Annotated in this window: 19 protein-coding genes and 1 pseudogene; 7 read left to right on the forward strand and 13 right to left on the reverse strand. The window is 67.1% G+C overall.

Translation table 11 applies throughout. The annotated features are described in order from the left end of the window. Positions 1 to 260: 260 nt before the first annotated feature. From C7I84_RS30160 to cysG, 7 genes are all read right to left on the reverse strand, one after another. Positions 261 to 458 (reverse strand): hypothetical protein, encoded by a 198-nt coding sequence (locus C7I84_RS30160; RefSeq protein WP_165816179.1) that lies wholly within the window; start codon positions 456 to 458, stop codon positions 261 to 263. 24 nt (positions 459 to 482) lie between these two features. Beyond that, positions 483 to 1,103, reverse strand: a complete 621-nt coding sequence (locus tag C7I84_RS22705) for a DJ-1/PfpI family protein (RefSeq protein WP_106774507.1) — start codon at positions 1,101 to 1,103, stop codon at positions 483 to 485. A 155-nt stretch (positions 1,104 to 1,258) separates the two neighbouring features. Continuing rightward, entirely contained in the window at positions 1,259 to 1,807 is a 549-nt protein-coding gene (locus tag C7I84_RS22710; protein ID WP_106774561.1) for a DUF934 domain-containing protein, read from the reverse strand. A gap of 85 nt (positions 1,808 to 1,892) precedes the next feature. Beyond that, positions 1,893 to 2,642, reverse strand: coding sequence for a phosphoadenylyl-sulfate reductase (locus C7I84_RS22715; RefSeq protein WP_106774508.1), 750 nt, complete (start codon positions 2,640 to 2,642; stop codon positions 1,893 to 1,895). Next, positions 2,617 to 4,287 carry a nitrite/sulfite reductase gene (locus tag C7I84_RS22720; RefSeq protein ID WP_106774509.1) on the reverse strand — a complete coding sequence of 557 codons (1,671 nt, stop codon included), beginning with the start codon at positions 4,285 to 4,287 and terminating at the stop codon, positions 2,617 to 2,619. The genes C7I84_RS22715 and C7I84_RS22720 overlap by 26 nt, the downstream gene beginning before the upstream one ends. 30 nt (positions 4,288 to 4,317) lie before the next feature. Beyond that, entirely contained in the window at positions 4,318 to 4,614 is a 297-nt protein-coding gene (locus C7I84_RS22725; protein WP_106774510.1) for a DUF2849 domain-containing protein, read from the reverse strand. Beyond that, complete coding sequence (gene cysG / locus C7I84_RS22730) at positions 4,611 to 6,059, reverse strand: siroheme synthase CysG (protein WP_106774511.1); 1,449 nt, start codon at positions 6,057 to 6,059, stop codon at positions 4,611 to 4,613. Before cysG ends, C7I84_RS22725 begins: the two co-directional genes overlap by 4 nt. A gap of 244 nt (positions 6,060 to 6,303) precedes the next feature. Here cysG and C7I84_RS22735 point away from each other — a divergent pair, with 244 nt between their 5' ends. The 4 genes and pseudogenes from C7I84_RS22735 to C7I84_RS22750 form a co-directional block, all read left to right on the forward strand. Beyond that, complete coding sequence (locus tag C7I84_RS22735; RefSeq protein WP_106774512.1) at positions 6,304 to 6,753, forward strand: baeRF12 domain-containing protein; 450 nt, start codon at positions 6,304 to 6,306, stop codon at positions 6,751 to 6,753. A 126-nt stretch (positions 6,754 to 6,879) separates the two neighbouring features. Beyond that, entirely contained in the window at positions 6,880 to 7,221 is a 342-nt protein-coding gene (locus tag C7I84_RS22740; protein ID WP_245428572.1) for a hypothetical protein, read from the forward strand. A 349-nt stretch (positions 7,222 to 7,570) separates the two neighbouring features. Beyond that, entirely contained in the window at positions 7,571 to 9,448 is a 1,878-nt protein-coding gene (locus C7I84_RS22745; RefSeq protein WP_106774514.1) for a cation:proton antiporter domain-containing protein, read from the forward strand. 168 nt (positions 9,449 to 9,616) lie between these two features. Next, positions 9,617 to 9,898: pseudogene (locus C7I84_RS22750) on the forward strand (GFA family protein); the annotation flags it as partial. Between the two features lie 135 nt (positions 9,899 to 10,033). Here the strand turns inward: C7I84_RS22750 and coaBC are convergent. The 5 genes from coaBC to ubiE all read right to left on the reverse strand — a co-directional run bounded on the left by coaBC (position 10,034) and on the right by ubiE (position 14,396). Next, positions 10,034 to 11,251 (reverse strand): bifunctional phosphopantothenoylcysteine decarboxylase/phosphopantothenate--cysteine ligase CoaBC, encoded by a 1,218-nt coding sequence (gene coaBC, locus C7I84_RS22755; RefSeq protein ID WP_106774562.1) that lies wholly within the window; start codon positions 11,249 to 11,251, stop codon positions 10,034 to 10,036. After that, positions 11,248 to 11,673 (reverse strand): type II toxin-antitoxin system VapC family toxin, encoded by a 426-nt coding sequence (locus C7I84_RS22760; protein WP_106774515.1) that lies wholly within the window; start codon positions 11,671 to 11,673, stop codon positions 11,248 to 11,250. The genes coaBC and C7I84_RS22760 overlap by 4 nt, the downstream gene beginning before the upstream one ends. Positions 11,674 to 11,676: 3 nt before the next feature. Continuing rightward, positions 11,677 to 11,964 carry a FitA-like ribbon-helix-helix domain-containing protein gene (locus tag C7I84_RS30400; RefSeq protein ID WP_106774516.1) on the reverse strand — a complete coding sequence of 96 codons (288 nt, stop codon included), beginning with the start codon at positions 11,962 to 11,964 and terminating at the stop codon, positions 11,677 to 11,679. Positions 11,965 to 12,031: 67 nt separating this feature from the next. Next, positions 12,032 to 13,606, reverse strand: a complete 1,575-nt coding sequence (ubiB, locus tag C7I84_RS22770) for a 2-polyprenylphenol 6-hydroxylase (protein WP_106774517.1) — start codon at positions 13,604 to 13,606, stop codon at positions 12,032 to 12,034. A gap of 13 nt (positions 13,607 to 13,619) precedes the next feature. Beyond that, positions 13,620 to 14,396 (reverse strand): bifunctional demethylmenaquinone methyltransferase/2-methoxy-6-polyprenyl-1,4-benzoquinol methylase UbiE, encoded by a 777-nt coding sequence (gene ubiE / locus C7I84_RS22775; protein ID WP_106774518.1) that lies wholly within the window; start codon positions 14,394 to 14,396, stop codon positions 13,620 to 13,622. A gap of 104 nt (positions 14,397 to 14,500) precedes the next feature. On the opposite strand from ubiE, the gene C7I84_RS22780 reads away from it, so the two are divergent. From C7I84_RS22780 to C7I84_RS22790, 3 genes are all read left to right on the forward strand, one after another. Continuing rightward, positions 14,501 to 15,475: an adenosine deaminase gene (locus C7I84_RS22780; RefSeq protein WP_106774519.1), complete on the forward strand. Its 975-nt coding sequence runs from the start codon at positions 14,501 to 14,503 to the stop codon at positions 15,473 to 15,475. Positions 15,476 to 15,568: 93 nt separating this feature from the next. Then, positions 15,569 to 16,195 (forward strand): uracil phosphoribosyltransferase, encoded by a 627-nt coding sequence (upp, locus tag C7I84_RS22785; RefSeq protein ID WP_106774520.1) that lies wholly within the window; start codon positions 15,569 to 15,571, stop codon positions 16,193 to 16,195. 120 nt (positions 16,196 to 16,315) lie between these two features. Beyond that, positions 16,316 to 16,879, forward strand: a complete 564-nt coding sequence (locus C7I84_RS22790; protein WP_106774521.1) for a retropepsin-like aspartic protease family protein — start codon at positions 16,316 to 16,318, stop codon at positions 16,877 to 16,879. Positions 16,880 to 16,882: 3 nt separating this feature from the next. Here C7I84_RS22790 and deoA read toward each other — a convergent pair whose 3' ends face one another. Next, on the reverse strand, positions 16,883 to 18,205 hold the full coding sequence (deoA, locus tag C7I84_RS22795) for a thymidine phosphorylase (protein ID WP_106774522.1): 1,323 nt from the start codon (positions 18,203 to 18,205) through the stop codon (positions 16,883 to 16,885). Positions 18,206 to 18,310: the final 105 nt, after the last annotated feature.

An 18,310-nucleotide genomic window follows, 5' to 3' on the forward strand; every position in this document is an offset into this window, starting at 1 on the left:
GTTCGGATTTGCGCCGGATATCGATGCTGCCCGGGCAAAAATCAAGGGCTTGTGAACGTGCCGGGGGCAACGGACCGGCATCCGAGAAGATGCGCAAGCCGCTTGCCGGCAATTCGACTCAAATTTTACGCAATTTTTACCATGCCGGGAACGCAATCCTACATTGCAGGAACCATTCGAGACTGCACGGGTTCCTTTGCCAACAACAGGTTAGCGACGTCATGTTTGGCAAACACGAAAAGAAACCCGGGGATGTGAAGTCAGAGTTCCGCCGCCAGATGCGGAGCGCCCAGCTGCGCCGCTTCGTCGGCACGCTCCCCACCTATGCCGTCGATCCCGAACTGCCAGAGCGCTTTGTAAAGCTCCTGCACCAGCTGGATCGAGCCGTCGAAGAGGCGGACGCCGGCCGGCCGACGCCGGCCGCCCAGCCTCAATGAGGAACGGCCGGCGGCCGTCATGCCGCCTTCGCGTCAGCCCCTGCTTCATGCGGCGCGGCGCGTCTCGGCCATCAGCACCTGCCCATGCGATATGTCCGTGCCGAGGACCTTCAGGCACTCGCGCATGAAGGCCGCGAGGCCCGTCCAGCCCTTGGCGGAGACGAGATTGCCATCGACATGGGCGCCGGTCGGCGTCACGTCGATGTATTTGCCGCCCGCCAGCGTCACTTCCGGCTCGCAATACTGAAGCGCGGCGACCTCCTTGCCGCGCACCACGCCGTCCACCGCGATCAGGATCTGGACGCCGTGGCAGATGGTGAAGATCGGCTTGCCCGTCTCGTGGAAGTGGCGGACGATCGCTTGCACTCTGCTGTCGATGCGGATGTATTCCGGGCCGCGGCCGCCGGCGCAATAGACGGCGTCATAGGCAGCCGGATCGACCTCGGCGAAGGTCTTGTTCAGATAGTAGTCGTGGCCGAGCTTTTCCGTATAGGTCTGGTGGCCCTCGAAATCATGCAGCGATGTTTTCAGCACCTCGCCCGCCTTCTTGTCGGGGCAGACGACGTGCACCGTATGTCCGACGGCGTGCATCGCCTGCTCGAACACGAAAATCTCGTACTCCTCGCTGAAGTCGCCAACGAGCATCAGTATCTTCTTGCCAGGCATCCTCATCCTCCCAGTCCGGCGCATTTACTTCGAGCATCGAAATAAACGGCATCATGGTATGTCGGGAAAATGCCGAATGCAATCTGGTCTGACCAGATTGCGACCATGAAGCTCGTCGACCTACAGAGATCGCTGCGGCGCCGACCCAGCCCGGATCAGCGCGACCGCCGCCAGGAGTACCCCGCACCCTTGGCGGGCGCCCCGGCCGGCGTGGCCGTCGGCTGGTAATAGAGGCCAAGACCGCCGACGCGGCCCTCTTCCAGCCGGCGGATCAGCACCGGGTGGCTGATCTCGAATTCGTCGAAGCCGAGACGCAGCATGTGCGGCAACTGGTCGACCAGAACCTGGCCGGTCGCCCGGACCGCACCGGCAAAACCGTGGCGGCTGCGCAGCAGCTCGGCCTTGGAAAAGCTGCGGCCGTCATTGAAGGCCGGGAAGGCCAGCGCCACCAGCGACAGGTCGTCCAGCAGCCCGGCGATCTTCTCCACCGGATCGGCCGGCATCAGCAATACGCCCAGCCGTTCCCTGGCCGATTTGCGCACCACCGGACCGAGGTCGAGGAACACTTGCAGCGGCAGGATGAAGCGGCCGTTGCCGGCAAGCGCCTCGGCGTTGTCCGCATGCTGCCACTCGTCCTCGCGGAACCCTTCGGGTGTCCACAGGCGCGGCGGCGCCGCGGCGGTCTCGTTCTTCGCTTCGGTCATCAGGGCGAGCATATGGCTTATTCTCGGCTTGGTTTCCAGTCTCGCCGAAGGACGAAACGGCCTGGCTGCAAGAGTTTCGGTTATCTTAGTGAGCCGCCGTCGTGAGCGCCTCGCCCAGGCCCGGCAGATGGATGCCGCACTCGGTCTTGGCCTGGCCGGCCCAGCGGCCGCTGCGCGCGTCCTCGCCCGGCTTCACCGGCTGAGTGCAGGGAAAGCAGCCAATGGAGAGATAGCCGTAGGCGACCAGCGGGTTCTCGCGCAGCGCATGCGCGCGCATGTAGTCGGCGAGGTCGCTCGTGCCCCATCTTGCCAGCGGATTGATGCGGACGCGCGGCCCGACCGCCTCGAACGCCGGCAAGGCGGCGCGGGTCGCCGCCTGGAAGCGTTTTCTGCCGGTGAACCAGGCGCGGAACGGCGCGACGCCGCGCGCCATGGGCTCGACCTTGCGGATTTCGCAGCAGCCGTCGGTGTCCGACTGGTGCAGCTTGCCGTCCGGATCGAGCCGGTCGAGCGCGGCCTGGTCCGGCGTGACGATGCGGATATCGGTGAGCCCGAGATCGGCGGCAAGCGCGTCGCGGTAATCCAGTGTCTCGCCGAAATGCTTTCCGGTGTCGAGGAACACGACCGGCAGCGAGGCATCCACCTCGGCGATCATGTGCAGCAGGACGGCGGAATCCGCGCCGAACGACGACACCGCCGCGATGGCGCCGGGAAAGCCGTCGCGCGCCGACCAGGCGATGATCTCCTGCGGCGACAGCCCGCCGAAACGGGCGTCGAGATCGGCCGCCTCGGCGGCCGCGATCTCGTCCTCAGGCTGCCTTGGCTTCGCCACCATAGAGCGCCTCCTTGAACGGCGCCGGGCCAAGGCGGCGGTAGGCGTCGAGGAAATTTTCCGAACGGTCGAGCCTGTGGGCGAGATAGGTCTCGACCACGGTCTCGATGGCGTCGGTGATCTCGTCCGGGCCGAAGCCGCGGCCGATGATCTCGCCGACAGCGGTGTGCTCGTCGGCCGAGCCGCCCAGCGTCACCTGGTAGAGCTCGGCGCCCTTCTTCTCGACGCCCAGGATGCCGATATGGCCGACATGGTGATGGCCGCAGGCGTTGATGCAGCCGGAGATCTTCAGCTTCAGCTCGCCGATGTCGCGCTGCCGCTCCAGCGACGCGAAGCGCCGCGAGATTTCCTGCGCCACCGAGATCGAGCGGGCGTTGGCCAGCGCGCAGTAGTCGAGGCCGGGGCAGGCGATGATGTCGGTGATTAGGCCGGAATTCGGCGTCGCCAGTTCGATCTCGACCAGCGCGTCGTAGACGGCCTTCAAATCGGCGCGCGCCACATGCGGCAGGATCAGGTTCTGCTCGTGGCTGACGCGGATTTCGCCGAAAGCGTATTGGTCGGCGATGTCGGCCACCGCCTCCATCTGGCTGTCGCTGGCATCGCCAGGCGCCTCGCCGATGCCCTTGAGCGAAATCGTCACGGCGGCATAGTCGGGGCGGCGGTGGGTGATCACGTTCTGGTCGACCCAGTCGGCGAAGCTCTTGGAATCGAGCCGGGCGAGCTTCACGACCTCGTCTCCTTCCGGCCTCGCGGCGAGTGCCGGCGGCGCGAAATAGGCGTTGATCGCGGCTATGTCCGCCTCGGGCAGCGTCAGCTCCTGGTCCTTCAGCGCCGCCCACTCGGCCTCGACCTGGCGGGCGAATTCTTCCGTGCCGGTTTCGTGCACCAGGATCTTGATGCGCGCCTTGTACTTGTTGTCGCGCCGTCCGTAGAGATTGTAGACGCGCAGGATCGCCGTCGCGTAGGAGAGCAGGTGCTTTTCGGGGAGGAAATCCCGGATCTTCTTGGCGACCATCGGGGTGCGGCCCTGGCCGCCGCCGACATAGACGGCAAAGCCCAATTCGCCCTCGGCGTTCTTCTTCAGATGCAGGCCGATGTCATGCGTCTGGATGGCGGCGCGGTCGCGCTCGGCGCCGGTCACCGCGATCTTGAATTTCCTGGGCAAATACGAAAATTCCGGATGCACCGACGACCACTGCCGGAGAATCTCGGCATAGGGGCGCGGATCGGCGACCTCGTCGGCGGCCGCACCCGCGAAATGGTCGGCCGTCACGTTGCGGATGCAGTTGCCTGATGTCTGGATGGCATGCATCTCGACCGAGGCGAGGTCGGCGAGGATCGCCGGGATGTCCGACAGCGCCGGCCAGTTGAACTGGATGTTCTGGCGCGTGGTGAAGTGGCCGTAGCCCTTGTCGTACCTGCGGGCGATGTGAGCCAGCATGCGCAACTGGCCGGTGTTCAGCGTGCCGTAGGGAATGGCGATGCGCAGCATGTAGGCGTGGAGCTGCAGGTAGACGCCGTTCATCAGCCGGAGCGGCCGAAACTGCTCCTCGGTGATCTCGCCGGCAAGACGCCGCTCCACCTGGTCGGTGAACTCGGCGACGCGCGCCTTCACGAAATCCTGGTCGAACTCATCGTAACGGTACATGGTCGTGCTTCCGTGGGCTCCTCGGCCCTGTCATGCGGCCGTTCTGGCCTGTTTTCCGAGGTCGAGGCGGTTGGTCGGGCCGGCGGCGCGGATGCGCTCGCGCAGGCGGACCGGGCGGATCAAGCCATCGACCAGCTCGACGTCGATCAACTCGACGTCGACAACCTCATTGTTGGCGAAGGCGGCCTTGCCGGCAGCCTCGAGTTCGGCTTCCCCGGCCTTGTCGCCAGCGACATCGGCCTCGGCAATGGTCTCGGCCCAGCCGCGGGCGCCGGCATACCAGATGGCCTCGCCGTCGGTCAGGCGGTTGGCGGTCAAGACCTTCATGACTGCGCCTCCTCGACCGCGGCACTAGACGGAACAGGCCGGTATGCCGCCAGCGGCTCGGAGCGCGAGAAATCGGCGCCGGCGACCGCGTCACCGATAATGGTCATCACCGGGCCGCCGAGATCGTCGCGGCTTTGCAGCGACGGCAGGTCGGCCAGCGTTCCATGGAACCGGCGGCGGTCGCGCAGGCTGGCGTTCTCGACCACGGCGACGGCGGTATCCGGCGACAGGCCAGCATCCATCAGCCTTCCGGCCACGTCCGCAGCGACGGAGCGGCCCATATAGACGGCGACGGTGGCGCCGGAGATCGCCAGCTTCGCCCAGTCCGGCAGCGAATTGCCCTTGAGATCGTGGCCGGTGGTGAACACCATCGAGGAGGTCACGCCGCGCAGCGTCAGCGGCAGCTGGAAATCGGCGGCGGCGGCGAAGGCCGAGGTGACGCCCGGCACCACCTCGAACGAGATGTCCGCATCGCGCAGCGCCTGCATTTCCTCGCCGGCGCGGCCGAACACCAGCGGATCGCCGGACTTCAGCCGCACCACGCGCTTGCCTTCGCGGCCGAGCCGCACCAGCAGCGCGTTGATCTCGGCTTGCGTCTTGGAGTGACAGCCCTTGCGCTTGCCGACCGGCAGCCGCTCGGCGTCGCGCCGACCCATGGCGATCACCGCCTCCGGCACCAGCGCGTCATGCACGATGACGTCGGCCACCATCAGCAGGCGATGCGCCCGCAAGGTCAGCAGATCCTCGGCACCCGGACCGGCGCCGACCAGCGCGACGTGGCCGCAATCAGCGCCGCGCGCGGCCAGGAGCCGGCCGGCGGCCGCGCGTGCCTCGTCCTCGCCGCCGGCTTCGAGCGCTTGGGCCGGCGCTCCGGAAAAGAAGGCATGCCAGAAGGAGCGGCGCGCCAGCCCCTTAGGGAACAGTTTTTCGGCCGCGTCGCGGAACGACGCGGCAAGCGTCGCCAGCACGCCGAGGGTCGGCGGCAGCATGGCATCGATGCGTGCCCGCACCATCTGGGCCAGCACCGGCCCGGCGCCTTCGGTGCCGACCGCCACCACCAGCGGTGCCCGGTTGACGATCGCCGGCGTGTAGAAATCGCAGAGATCGGGACGATCCACGGCGTTGACCGGGATGCCGAAGCGGCGTGCATCATCCGATATCCGGCGGTCCAGCGCCTCGTCGCCCGTGGCAGCAAAGACCAGTGCCGCGCCTTCGAGCCGCGCAGGATCATAGCCGGCTTCGACGAGCTCGGCGCCGTTTTCGACGACCCATTGCCTCAGGGCAGGCTGGACATCCTCCGCCACCACGACGAGCCGGGCATTCGACTGGCCGACGAGCCGGGCCTTGGCGAGCGCCTCGTCGCCGCCACCGAGGACGATCACGCTGCGCCCCTCGACCCGCAGGAAGACGGGAAAGGCGTTGAGCTTGGCGAACGGCTGCGACATGGGGCGCGAAGGTTTCCTGGCTGGAATTCAGACTTGTAGTCCCGGGCATCGGGTTTCTAAAGAAACACACTCGCGCGGCCATTTGCAGCAGGCAATCGCTTTTTCGCGACCGCGAAGAGAGGAAGAATATTTTTCCTCCACCGTGGTTTTCTGGCACGTTTTTGCGGAGAGGAACCTTGGTCGATGGGGTCGCGTTGCTCCGCAGGGCGCATTTCGGCGCCTCGACCTATCGAAGGAGAAGCAGATGGCCGCGTCCAGACTGAAGCATGGTGCATGGGTGGTCGTAGCCGACGGCGAGAAGGCCTTGTTCCTGGAAAACAAGGGAGACGGGCTGCATCCGAACCTGGAAGTCATCCGTGAGGTCGCCGAGGCAAATCCACCGACGCGCGAGCAGGGATCCGACAAGCCAGGGCGCTTCAACGACGGTCCCTCTCCCCACCGCAGCGCCGCCGAGGATACCGACTGGCACAGAATGGCCAAGGAACGCTTCGCCGACGAGATCGCGGAGAAGCTCTACAAGGCGGCGCATCGCGGCGATTTCAACGAAGTGATCCTTATCGCGCCGCCCTTCGTTCTGGGGGAATTACGCAAGAAGCTGCACAAGGAAGTGGAGACGATGGTGGTGGCGGAATATCCGAAGACGCTGACCAACCATCCGGTTCCGGAAATCGAAAAGATGCTGATGGCGGCGTGAGGACGAAGCTGGCCGGGCAGGATGCGCATTTTCTGAAACGAGGCGCAACATACAGTGAATGTTCGCGCAGGAACCGGGTTCCGGAGGGTTCGTTTCAGCCAATGACGCACCTACCAGGAGGCAATGATGAAAACGCTTCTATCCGGGTTGATGGCCACAGCCTTGGCTGCCTCATTCGCAGTAGCAGTGCCTGCGCCGACCAATGCCGCCACGGCATTCATTCCGATGGCGGAACAGGGGCGCACGGACGTGCACAAGGCGTCCCACACCTATCGTCACTGGCAGCGGCAGCAGCGTCGTGCAGAACGCCGTGCCTATCGACGGGCCGAGCGCCGCGCCTACCGGCGATACGCACGTGATCGTTGCTACTACTACGGCGACTGCTACCGCGGCCGGTACTACGGCCGCAGCTACGGATTCAGACCGCGCTACTATCGGCCGGGCATTTCGCTGCACTTTGACCTCTGACGGGCAGCGACTTGTCTAAACCGACCAGGAGGGAGGAGGCCAGAGTCGCGCAACGCGCGTTCCGCGGATCCCGTTGACAATCCCGGTTTCCGATACGGGACGTAGCCGCCAGGCCGTGCTTGGCGAGACACCGCATTCGTCGACACATGGCCGCGGTCGCAATTCGCGCATCGGCTCGGCGCCGTCGCGCAAAAGCGATTTCTCATACAGAATTAGCATTCCTCATGCGAAATTCGGCAAAAGCGACTCTCAAGGGTTGCACACCAGCCGATCTGCACACCATATTGGAAACGTGGCGCTTTCGGCGCTTCTCCCCCATTGATCTCGCCCAGAAAGGCCCACCTCGCCGATGCCACATGACACGCCCCTGATCGCCACCATCGTCGCAGGTCTGGGGCTTGCATTCGTCTTCGGCGCCATCGCCAACCGGTTCAGGGTTCCGCCGTTGGTGGGCTATCTCATCGCCGGCGTTCTGGTCGGGCCGCACACGCCGGGTTTCGTCGCCGATCGCGAGCTGGCGCTGGAACTCGCCGAGATCGGCGTGATCCTGCTGATGTTCGGCGTAGGCCTGCATTTCTCGCTGAAGGACCTGCTCTCGGTACGCGCGATCGCCGTGCCCGGCGCGGTGGTGCAGATCGGCTTCGCCACGGCGCTCGGCGCCGGGCTGGCGTGGATGATGGGGTGGACGCTGGGCGCCGGACTGGTCTTCGGCCTAGCACTCTCGGTGGCGAGCACCGTGGTCCTGCTCAAGGCGCTGCAGGACCGGCGCATGATCGAGACCGAGCGCGGGCGCATCGCCGTCGGCTGGCTGATCGTCGAGGACCTCGCCATGGTGCTCGCGCTGGTGATCCTGCCTGCCATCGCCGGCCTGCTCGGCGGCAACGGGCCGGAAACCGACCACAGCCTGCCGGCGGCGGCGCCGCTGTTTTCCGGGCTCGGCGTCTGGGGCACGCTCGGCATAACGCTCGCCAAGGTGGCCGCCTTCGTCATCGTCATGCTGGTGGTCGGGCGCCGGGTCATTCCCTGGCTCCTGCACTACGTCGCCCATACCGGCTCGCGCGAGCTGTTCCGGCTTGCGGTGCTGGCCATCGCGCTCGGCGTCGCCTTCGGCGCGGCCAAGCTGTTCGGGGTGTCGCTGGCGCTCGGCGCCTTCTTCGCCGGCATGGTGATGAGCGAATCCGAGCTGTCGCACCGCGCGGCGGAGGAATCGCTGCCGCTCAGGGACGCCTTCTCGGTGCTGTTCTTCGTCTCGGTCGGCATGCTGTTCGATCCGCTCAGCCTGCTGCGCGACACCTGGCCGATCCTCGGCACGCTGTTCATCATCGTCATCGGCAAGTCGATCGCCGCCTTCCTGATCGTCGTCGTCTTCCGCTATCCCATCGCCACCGCGCTGATTATCTCGGCCAGCTTGGCGCAGATCGGCGAATTCTCCTTTATCCTCGCCGAGCTCGGCGTCAGCCTCGACCTGCTGCCCGAGCAGGGCCGGGATCTGATCCTCGCCGGCGCGATCCTGTCTATCCTGCTCAATCCGCTGGTGTTCGCCGCCGTCGACTATCTGAAACCCTGGATCGAAAGCCGCTTCCCGCCCCGAACCGGCGCGACAGAGGCAAAGGCGGCGGGACCTGCCACCGAGGCAGGCCAGCTTGCGACCCCTTCGGCCAAGGAAGATGACGGTCCGCCGCCGCAGACGCAGCTCACCGACCATACGATCCTCATCGGCTACGGCCGCGTCGGCAGCCTGGTCGGGCAGTCGCTGCGCCAGGCTGGCCTGCCCTTCCTGGTCGTCGAGGACGGTGACAAGACCATCGCCCGGCTGCATGCCGACGGCGTCGAGGTGGTGGAAGGCAACGCCGCCAATGCCGAGGTCTTCGCCGCCGCCAACCCGGCCGGCGCCAAGCGACTGGTGCTCGCCATCCCGAACGCCTTCGAGGCCGGCCAGATCATCCTGAGGGCGCGTGCCGCCAATGCCGGCATCGTGGTGATCGCCCGCGCTCATTCCGACGCCGAGGTCGAGCACCTGAAGGGCCTCGGGGCCGACACCGTGATCATGGGCGAACGTGAGATCGCCCGCGGCATCGTCGAGCTCATCGTCGAGGGCAGCGCGCCGCGACCGCCCCTGCCGGGCGACGAGACCGGCGCGGACTCGCCGGTGCCGGATGCAGCCGACCAAAAGACGGACGACGATCCGGCGCCGGGGAAGAAAGGCGAGGGCCCGATCACATCTTAGGCATCCTAGGGCGGAATGAACGGGACGGACCATCCATCCCGGCCCAGTTCTATCGGGCATGATCCTGTCTCAAAGACCACCATTTTCGGATCGCGGTTCAAGCATGGCGGCGGGTTGTTCGATCGAGACCCCTCACTACGACAGCAATCGGGGGCCGCCGTGTCCGAAATGAAACAGGACCACTATGACGGCGGTTGCCTGTGCGGATCGGTGCGCTTTCGCGCCTACGGTCGCGCGGGCAAGCCGCACACCTGCTCGTGCAGGATATGCCAGCGGCACACCGGGGCGCCGACCGCCGCCTGGGTGGAGTTTCCGCGCGATGCGGTAACGTGGACGGGCCCCGGCGGCGCGCCGGCCACCTTCCGCTCCTCCGCCTATTCCAGCCGCGCCTTCTGCGCCCGGTGCGGCAGCACGATCGGCGCAATCGACGACGAGCCGGTGGTCGCGCTGCTGATCGGCGTATTCGACGAACCGGGGAACCCGGACCTCATGCCGACGTCGCACAGCTATCCCGAAAGCCAGCCAGGATGGTGGCACGTCGAGGCCAAGCTGCGGGGAAGACCGCTGAACCGGCCCGGATCGGGATCAGACCTCGACGGTCGCCAGGCGTCCAGCGATTACCGCGGCCAGCCGCCGCGCCACCTCCTGCTTGCTCATCTCCGGCCAGTCGTCGACGCCGGATTTCGAGACGATGCGCACGCGGTTACGGTCGCCGCCCATGGCACCGCCTTCCGCGCTGACGTCGTTGGCGACGATGAAATCGGCGCCCTTGCGCTTCAGCTTGGCCTTGGCGTTGGCGACGAGATCCTGGGTCTCGGCGGCGAAGCCGACGACCAGATAGGGCCGACGCGCGTGGTGGCCGATGGTGGCGAGGATATCCGGGTTCTCCACCATGCGCAGCACCGGCGGACCCTCGCCGGCGACCTTCTTGATCTTCTCCCCGGCGGCCGCGTCGCTGCGCCAGTCGGCGACGGCGGCGACGAACACGGCCGCATCGGCCGGCAGGGCGGCCTCAACCGCCTGCATCATCGCGCGCGCGGTCTCCACATGGATGGTCCGCACACCAGCCGGATCCGGCACGTTGACCGGGCCGGACACCAGCAGGACCTCGGCGCCTAGTCCGGCGAGCGCCTCGGCAATGGCGTGCCCCTGCTTGCCGGACGAGCGGTTGGCGATGTAGCGCACCGGATCGATCGGCTCGTGCGTCGGACCCGAGGTGACGATGATCTTTCTCCCGGAAAGCGGGGCTGGCGCCGACGCCAGTTCAGCCTCGATGGCAGCCACGATCTCCAGCGGCTCGGCCATGCGGCCCTCGCCCGCTTCGCCGCTCTCGGCCATCTCGCCGCGATTGGGGCCGACGAAGGCGACGCCGTCCTTCGCCAGCGTGGCGCGGTTGCGCCGCGTCGCCGGATGATCCCACATCCTCGGATTCATCGCCGGCGCCATCAGCACCTTCTTGTCGGTGGCGAGCAGCACGGCGGAGGCGAGGTCGCTGGCAAGACCGGTCGCCAGCTTCGCCATCAGGTCGGCGCTGGCTGGGGCGACGATGATCAGGTCGGCCTCGCGCGACAGGCGGATATGGCCGACGTCGTGCTCGTCGTCGCGGTCGAACAGGTCGGTGAAGACGCGGTCGGCCGTCAGGGTGCCGACCGAAAGCGGCGTGACGAATTGCTGTGCCGCCGCCGTCATCACCGCCCGCACCGCGGCTCCGCGCTCGCGCAGGCGGCGGATCAGCTCGAGCGTCTTGTAGGCGGCGATGCCGCCGCCGACGATCAGCAGGATGCGCTTGCCGGAAAGGGTCATGAAACCGCCCATGGATTGATGATGTCCACGCCGCAATTCTCGAAATCCCGAACGTTGCGCGTAACGACGGCGAAGCCGTTCGCCGCTGCGATTGCGGCGATCTGGGCGTCGAGCAGCTTCATCTCGCGGCCGATCCTGCGTCGGGAGGCAACAATCTCGGCATAGTGAACGGCCTCACGCAACCCGAAAGCCAGTACATGGTGCGATGGCGCCTGAGCCACGAAATCCGAGACGAATTTTGCCAGAGAGTCGCGCCGTTTGCCTTGCGGCATGATTTCGATGCCGGCGTACAGTTCGGCGATCACGACCGACGGCAGGAAAAGCGAGGATCTCGGCGTTCTCTCCAACCAGCCTACAACGCCGCTGTCCGGCGTGGGGCGCGTCATTTCCGACACGACATTGGTGTCGAGCGCGAATGCCATGGCTCAATCGTCAGCGAAAACGCCGCGCGATCCGGCCAGATCGGTCCGCTCCGGAAGCTCCAGATCGAACGTCCCGTATTTGTCCCGCAGCGTCTGGATAGCGTGCCATGCACTGGCGTGAGAGCCGGCTTCCCTCTTCGCCGCGAGGTCGTCGAGAGAAAGACCGGCCTCAACGACGAGGCGCAGGATCGAACGTACCTCGTCCTCCATGGATGCTCCGCGCTGGGCAGCGCGCAGGCGCAGTCCCTGCTTCGTGCTGTCGGTCAGGTTTCGAATGGTAAGGGCCGCCATTTCGTCGCTCCGGTGATTGCAATGTATGCATTGCTGGCATTGCAGTCAACGTGAGGCCTCAGCCGCCTCAACCAAGCTCCCAGGCGATGACCACCAGCGCCGCCGCGATCACCCACAGCGCCACGCGGCCCCAGCGGCTGTAGCGCGCCTCGGCCTTGCCTATGGCGCGCGCGGTCTCGGCATCGAAACGCAGGCCGTTCTCCGCCATCGCATCGATCTCGCGGGTGAGGCGTTCGGCCCGCTCGGCGAGGTCGGGGGCCTGCCTGGCCAGCGACAGCAGGGCGGAAGCGCCCTCGCGGGCGTCGTCGAGCAGGCCGCGCGGCCCGAGATTCTGGCGGATCCAGTCGCCGACGACGGGCTCGGACGTCTTCCACATGTTGAAGGCAGGATCGAGCTTGCGCGCCACGCCCTCGACCACCACCATGGTCTTCTGCAAGAGGACCAGTTCCGGCCGGGTCTCCATGTCGAAAAGCTCGGTGACCTCGAAGAGCAGGGTCAGGAGCTTCGCCATGGAAATCGTCTCGGCCGACTGGCCGTGGATCGGCTCGCCGATCGCCCGGATAGCCTGGGCGAACGCCGAGACGTTGTGCTTGCGCGGCACATAGCCGGCCTCGAAATGCACCTCGGCGACGCGGCCGTAGTCGCGTGTGATGAAGCCGTAGAGGATTTCCGCGAGGAACCGCCGCTGCTTCTTGCCGAGACGGCCGGTGATACCGAAATCGACGGCGACGATGGTCCCGGACGCATCGACGAACATGTTGCCCGGGTGCATGTCGGCATGGAAGAAACCGTCGCGCAGCGTGTGGCGCAGGAAGGACTGGACGAGGTTCGCCGCTATCGCCTGGAGGTCGTGCCCGGCGGCACGCAGGCTGTCGATGTCGCTGAGCTTGATCCCGTCGATCCACTCCGTGGTCAGCACGTCGCGGCCGGTGCGCTCCCAGTCGACGGCGGGCACGCGAAAGCCGGGATCGTCCTTGGTGTTCTCGCCAAGCTCGGAATAGGCGGCCGCCTCCAGCCGGAAATCCATTTCGACCTTGGTGGTCTGGGCGAGCGTCTCGGTGACTTCGACCGGGCGCAGCCGGCGCGCTGAGGGGATGTAGCGTTCCTGCAGCCGCGCGGCGAGGAAATAGCTCTCGAGATCGCGGAAGAAGGCGCGCCGCACCCCCGGCCGTATGACCTTCACCGCCACCTTGACCGGTTCGCCGCCGCGCATGACCTCGGCGGGATGGACCTGGGCGATCGACGCCGCCGCCACCGGCTCGCCGAAGGAGACGAACAGGTCGTCCACCTTCCGCCCCAGCGAGCCTTCTATGGCCGCTCTCGCCTGGTCGGCCGGAAAGGTCGCCATGCGATCCTGCAGCTTGGCGAGATCGAGCGCGATGTCGTCGCCGACGACGTCCGGCCGCGTCGCCAGGAACTGGCCGAGCTTCACGTAGGAGGGGCCGAGCCGCGATACCGCCTCCGACAGCCGCTCCGTGCGGCCGCGCTTGCGGGCGCCGCGGCGGGTGAAAAAGGTCGTCAGCCGCCAGGCGAGCCTCGGCGTGCCCGAAAGCTCGTCGCCCGGCAGCGCGGCGAACACGCCCTCGCGCGTCATCACCCAGCCTGCCCGGACCAGCCGGAAACCCGCTCCGATCGAACTCATGCGGGGAGGACCGTCAAAGCTTCCAGCCGGAATGCAGGGCGGCGATGCCGCCGGAATAGTCGCGCCAGGCGACCCGGTCGAACCCGGCGCGCCGGATCATGTCGGCGAAATTCGCCTGGTTGGGGAATTTGCGGATCGATTCGATCAGATAGGCATAGGGTTCGGCCTCGCCGGTCACCATCCTGCCGATCTGCGGGATCGCCCGGAACGACCACGCCTCATAGACGCGATCCAGCAGCGGCATGTCGACCTCGGAGAATTCGAGGCAGAGGAACCGGCCGCCCGGCTTCAGAACGCGATAGGCCTCGGCAAGGGCGGCGTCGATATGCGGCACGTTGCGGATGCCGAAGGCGATGGTGTAGGCGTCGAAACTCTCGCCCGGAAAGGGCAACTCCTCGGCATTCGCCTCGACGAAGTCGACGCTCTCCTCGAGGCCGCGCTTCTTCGCCCGTTCGCGGCCGACCGCCAGCATCGAGCCGTTGATGTCGAGCACGGTCGCCGCCGCCTGGTTGTGGGACGCCTCGACGATGCGGAAGGCGACGTCGCCGGTGCCGCCGGCGACGTCGAGCACCGCCCAGCCGGGGCGGCGCGGCGGGTTGAGCCAGGCGACCATGGCGTCCTTCCACAGCCGGTGCAGGCCGCCCGACATCAGGTCGTTCATCACGTCGTAGCGGTTGGCGACGCGGTGGAAAACGGCGTCCACCAGCGGCTGCTTCTCGTCTTCGCCGACCTCGCGGAAGCCGTAGGAGCTTTCCATGCCCCCGGCGGCGGTTGTGCGCTGCTGTGCCATAAACTTGAACCGTTCTGCGGTTTAGGAACCATACCCGATGCACGTTGGGGGCGCTATTGTCCAGCCTGCGTGAAGACGCCGCGATTCGTTCGAAGGACCGGAGCATGCCGCTCACTGCCGAAATCCACTGCCACGTCGAGGGCGCCGCGGACCCGGGCCTGGTCATCCTGCAGGCGCGCAAATACGGCAAGGACGCCTCTCCCTACATCCGCGACGGCTCTTTCGTCTGGTATGATTTCACCTCGTTCCTGCAAGCCTACGATTTCGCCGCGGACCTGTTCCGCACCGAGGAGGACTACGCCCGCCTCACCGAGCACTACCTGACGAGCCTGGCGCGCGACGGCGCCATCTATTCGGAAGTCTTCACCTCGCCCGACCATGCGCGGCGCGCCGGCCTATCGCCGGAGGCATATACCAACGCGCTCGGAGAAGGGATTTCGCGGGCGCGCGACAAGACCGGCATCGAAGGCCGCATGATCGTCACCGGGGTGCGGCATTTCGGCGTGGATGCCATCGAGGCGGCGGCGCGCTTCGCCGCCAAGTGCGGCCATCCGCTGGTGACCGGCTTCGGCATGGGCGGCGACGAGCGGATCGGCGACCTCGAGGATTTCGTGCGCGCCTTCGAGATCGCCCGCGAGGCGGGGCTCGGCATCACCGTCCATGCCGGCGAGTTCGGCGGCTGGGAAAGCGTGGCTGCGGCGCTCGACCACATCAGGCCCGCCCGCATCGGCCACGGCGTGCGCGCCATCGAGAACCCGGACCTGGTGCGGCGGATCGCAGCCGAGGGCGTGGTGCTCGAATGCTGCCCGGGCTCCAACATCGCGCTGAAGGTGTTCGAGGGCTTCGCCGCGCACCCCTTCCCCGCCCTGCTCGCCGCCGGCTGCAAGGTGACGCTCAACTCCGACGACCCGCCCTATTTCTGGACGTCGCTGAGGAACGAGTACGACCTCGCCGCCCGACATTTCCGCATGACGGAAAAGCAGCTTTCGGCGGTGACCCGCACCGCGATCGAGGCGGCTTTCGTCGACCGCAAGACGAGGTCGGCGCTGCTGGCGAGGCTGGACGGCAGGGCAAGATAAGCACCCGGCCGGGGAAATCGCGCTCTCCGGCATTTCTTCGGCCGGCGAGCCCCGTTAGTATTCCGCCCAGGCAAGCGCGGAAGGTTTTTTGTCATGGGCGTCACGGTCGTCGATCACCCGCTGGTGCAGCACAAGCTCACCATCATGCGCAACAAGGAGACGTCCACGGCGAGCTTTCGCCGGCTGCTGCGCGAGATATCGCTGCTACTCGGCTACGAGGTCACCCGCGATCTCGAACTCACCACCATGACCATCGAGACGCCGATCGAGACCATGGAGGCGCCGATCCTGGAGGGCAAGAAGCTGGTGTTCGCCTCGGTGCTGCGCGCCGGCAACGGCCTGCTGGAAGGGCTGCTCGACCTCGTGCCGGCGGCGCGCGTCGCCCATATCGGCCTCTACCGCGACCACGAGACGCTGGAGGCGGTCGAATATTTCTTCAAGGCGCCGAGCGACCTCGGCGACCGGCTCGTCATCGTCGTCGACCCGATGCTGGCCACCGCCAATTCGGCGATCGCCGCGATCGACAAGCTCAAGGCGCGCGGCGCCACCAATCTGCGCTATCTCTGCCTGCTCGCCGCACCGGAAGGTGTCGAGCGCTTCACCAAGGCGCATCCCGACGTGCCGGTGTTCACCGCCTCGATCGACCGCCAGCTCAACGAGAAGGGCTATATCGTGCCGGGGCTCGGCGACGCCGGCGACCGGCTCTACGGGACCAAGTAGGCCCCGGCGCAAATTAACCCCCGGTTCACGCAAGCGACAGGTTCATCGGGGCGAAGGCGCGGCAATTAAGGACGTCCTTCGGTTGTCGGCGTAAGCAGGCAGCGTCAACCGGACCTTCCGATGCTGCGCAGGACCCTCATCTTCGCCGCCCTCTGCGTCGGGACTTCGGCCTCCGTGCCGCTGTTCCTTCAGGGCGGTTCCGAATCCATCCAGACGCTGCTTCCATCGAACGCCGAAGCGCCGATGGCGGAGAGCGCTGTGGCGCGGATCGAAACTAGGCCGGCAGCCGTCGCGACGGCTGCGTCGCCCGGCGGGCGCAAGGTCGAGATCGCCGCGGACGCCCGCGGCCACTATCTCGCGGATTTCCGGATCAATGGCCGCAAGGTCGAGGCGCTGATCGACACCGGCGCAACGGCGGTCGCCATGAACCTGACCACCGCACGGAGGCTGGGCGTCGCCCTGCGCCCGTCCGACCTGACAGGCGCCGTGAACACCGCCAACGGCAAGGCGCGCGCCGCCGCCGCCATGCTGGAGCGCGTCGAGATCGGCCGCATCTCGGTGGAGAACGTCCAGGCGGTCGTGCTGGAGGACCGCGCCCTGGACACGGTGCTGATCGGCATGACCTTCCTCAACCGGCTGAAGACTTTTCGGGTCGACCAGGGCAGGCTGACGCTGGCGCAGTAGCGATCACCCCTCCGTCGGCGGAACCCGCCGGACCACCGGGTCCTTCATCGCCGGCTTGCCCGGACCGACGTCGTAGGCAGCGAGGATGGCCGCCGCCGCCGCCTCGGCCGCCGCCTCGGTGCGGGCATGCACGAGCGCGAGCGGATCGCCCGCGTCGACCTGCGCCCCGACCGGCAGCAGCCGCGTAACCCCGACGGCGTGGTCGATGCCGTCCTCCGGCCGGGTGCGGCCGCCACCCAGCGCCACCACCGCCAGGCCGATGTCGCGCGTCGCGACATGCGCGACATGGCCGGCCTGCCTGGCGGCGACGACCTTCTCCACGGGCGCGCGCGGCAGGTGGTCCGCGGACTTCGACACGAAATCGGCCGGGCCGCCCAGCGCATGCACCATGCGGGCGAAGCGCTCGGCGGCGCTGCCGTCGCCGAGCGCGGCACGCGCGCGGGCGAGGCCGTCGGCCTGCGACGATGCCAGCCCGGCCAGCACCAGCATCTCGGCCGCCAGCGCCAGCGTGACCTTCTCCAGGCGCGCATCGCGCACGCGCCCGGTGAGGAAATCCACCGCGTTCGCCACTTCCACGGCATTGCCGGCGGCCGAGGCCAGCGGCTCGTTCATGCCGGTGATCAGCGCCGAGGCCTTCAGGCCGGCGCCGTTCGCCACCTCGACGAGGCTTTTCGCCAGCGCGGTGGCGTCGCGCGATCTTTCCATGAAGGCGCCGTTGCCGACCTTCACGTCGAGCACCAGCGAGGACAGCCCGGCGGCGAGCTTCTTCGACAGGATGGAGGCGGTGATCAGCGGGATCGACTCCACCGTCGCCGTGACGTCGCGGATGGCGTAGAGGCGCTTGTCGGCCGGCGCCAGCGCCGCCGTCTGGCCGATGATGGCGCAGCCGGTGTTTCGCACCGTCTTGCGGAAAAGTTCGATATCCGGCTGGCTGACATAGCCGGGAATGGCGTCCATCTTGTCGAGCGTGCCGCCGGTATGGCCGAGGCCGCGCCCGGAGATCATCGGCACATAGGCGCCGCAGGCGGCGACGATCGGTGCCAGCATCAGCGAGACGTTGTCGCCGATGCCGCCGGTGGAATGCTTGTCGGCGACCGGGCCGGGCAGGTCCGACCAGTCGAGCACCTCGCCGGAATCGCGCATGGCGAGCGTGAGGGCTACCGCCTCATCGCGGCGCATGCCGTTGAAGAACACCGCCATGGCGAAGGCCGCCACCTGGCCCTCCGAGACCGCGCCGGAGGTGAGACCGGCGATGAAGTCGGCGATCTCGGCCGGCGCCAGCGCCTTGCCGTCGCGTTTGTGCCGGATGATTTCCTGCGGCAGCATCAGCGTCTCCCTCCCCCTCGAGGGGAGGGTGGCCGCGAAGCGGCCGGGTGGGGTCGGTGCGGCAGCGCGCCAACGTTGCTTTGCGCCGGAGCACGGCCGCTTGTA

The sequence above is a fragment of the Kumtagia ephedrae genome, from assembly GCF_003012745.1.
GTDB classification, from domain to species: domain Bacteria; phylum Pseudomonadota; class Alphaproteobacteria; order Rhizobiales; family Rhizobiaceae; genus Kumtagia; species Kumtagia ephedrae.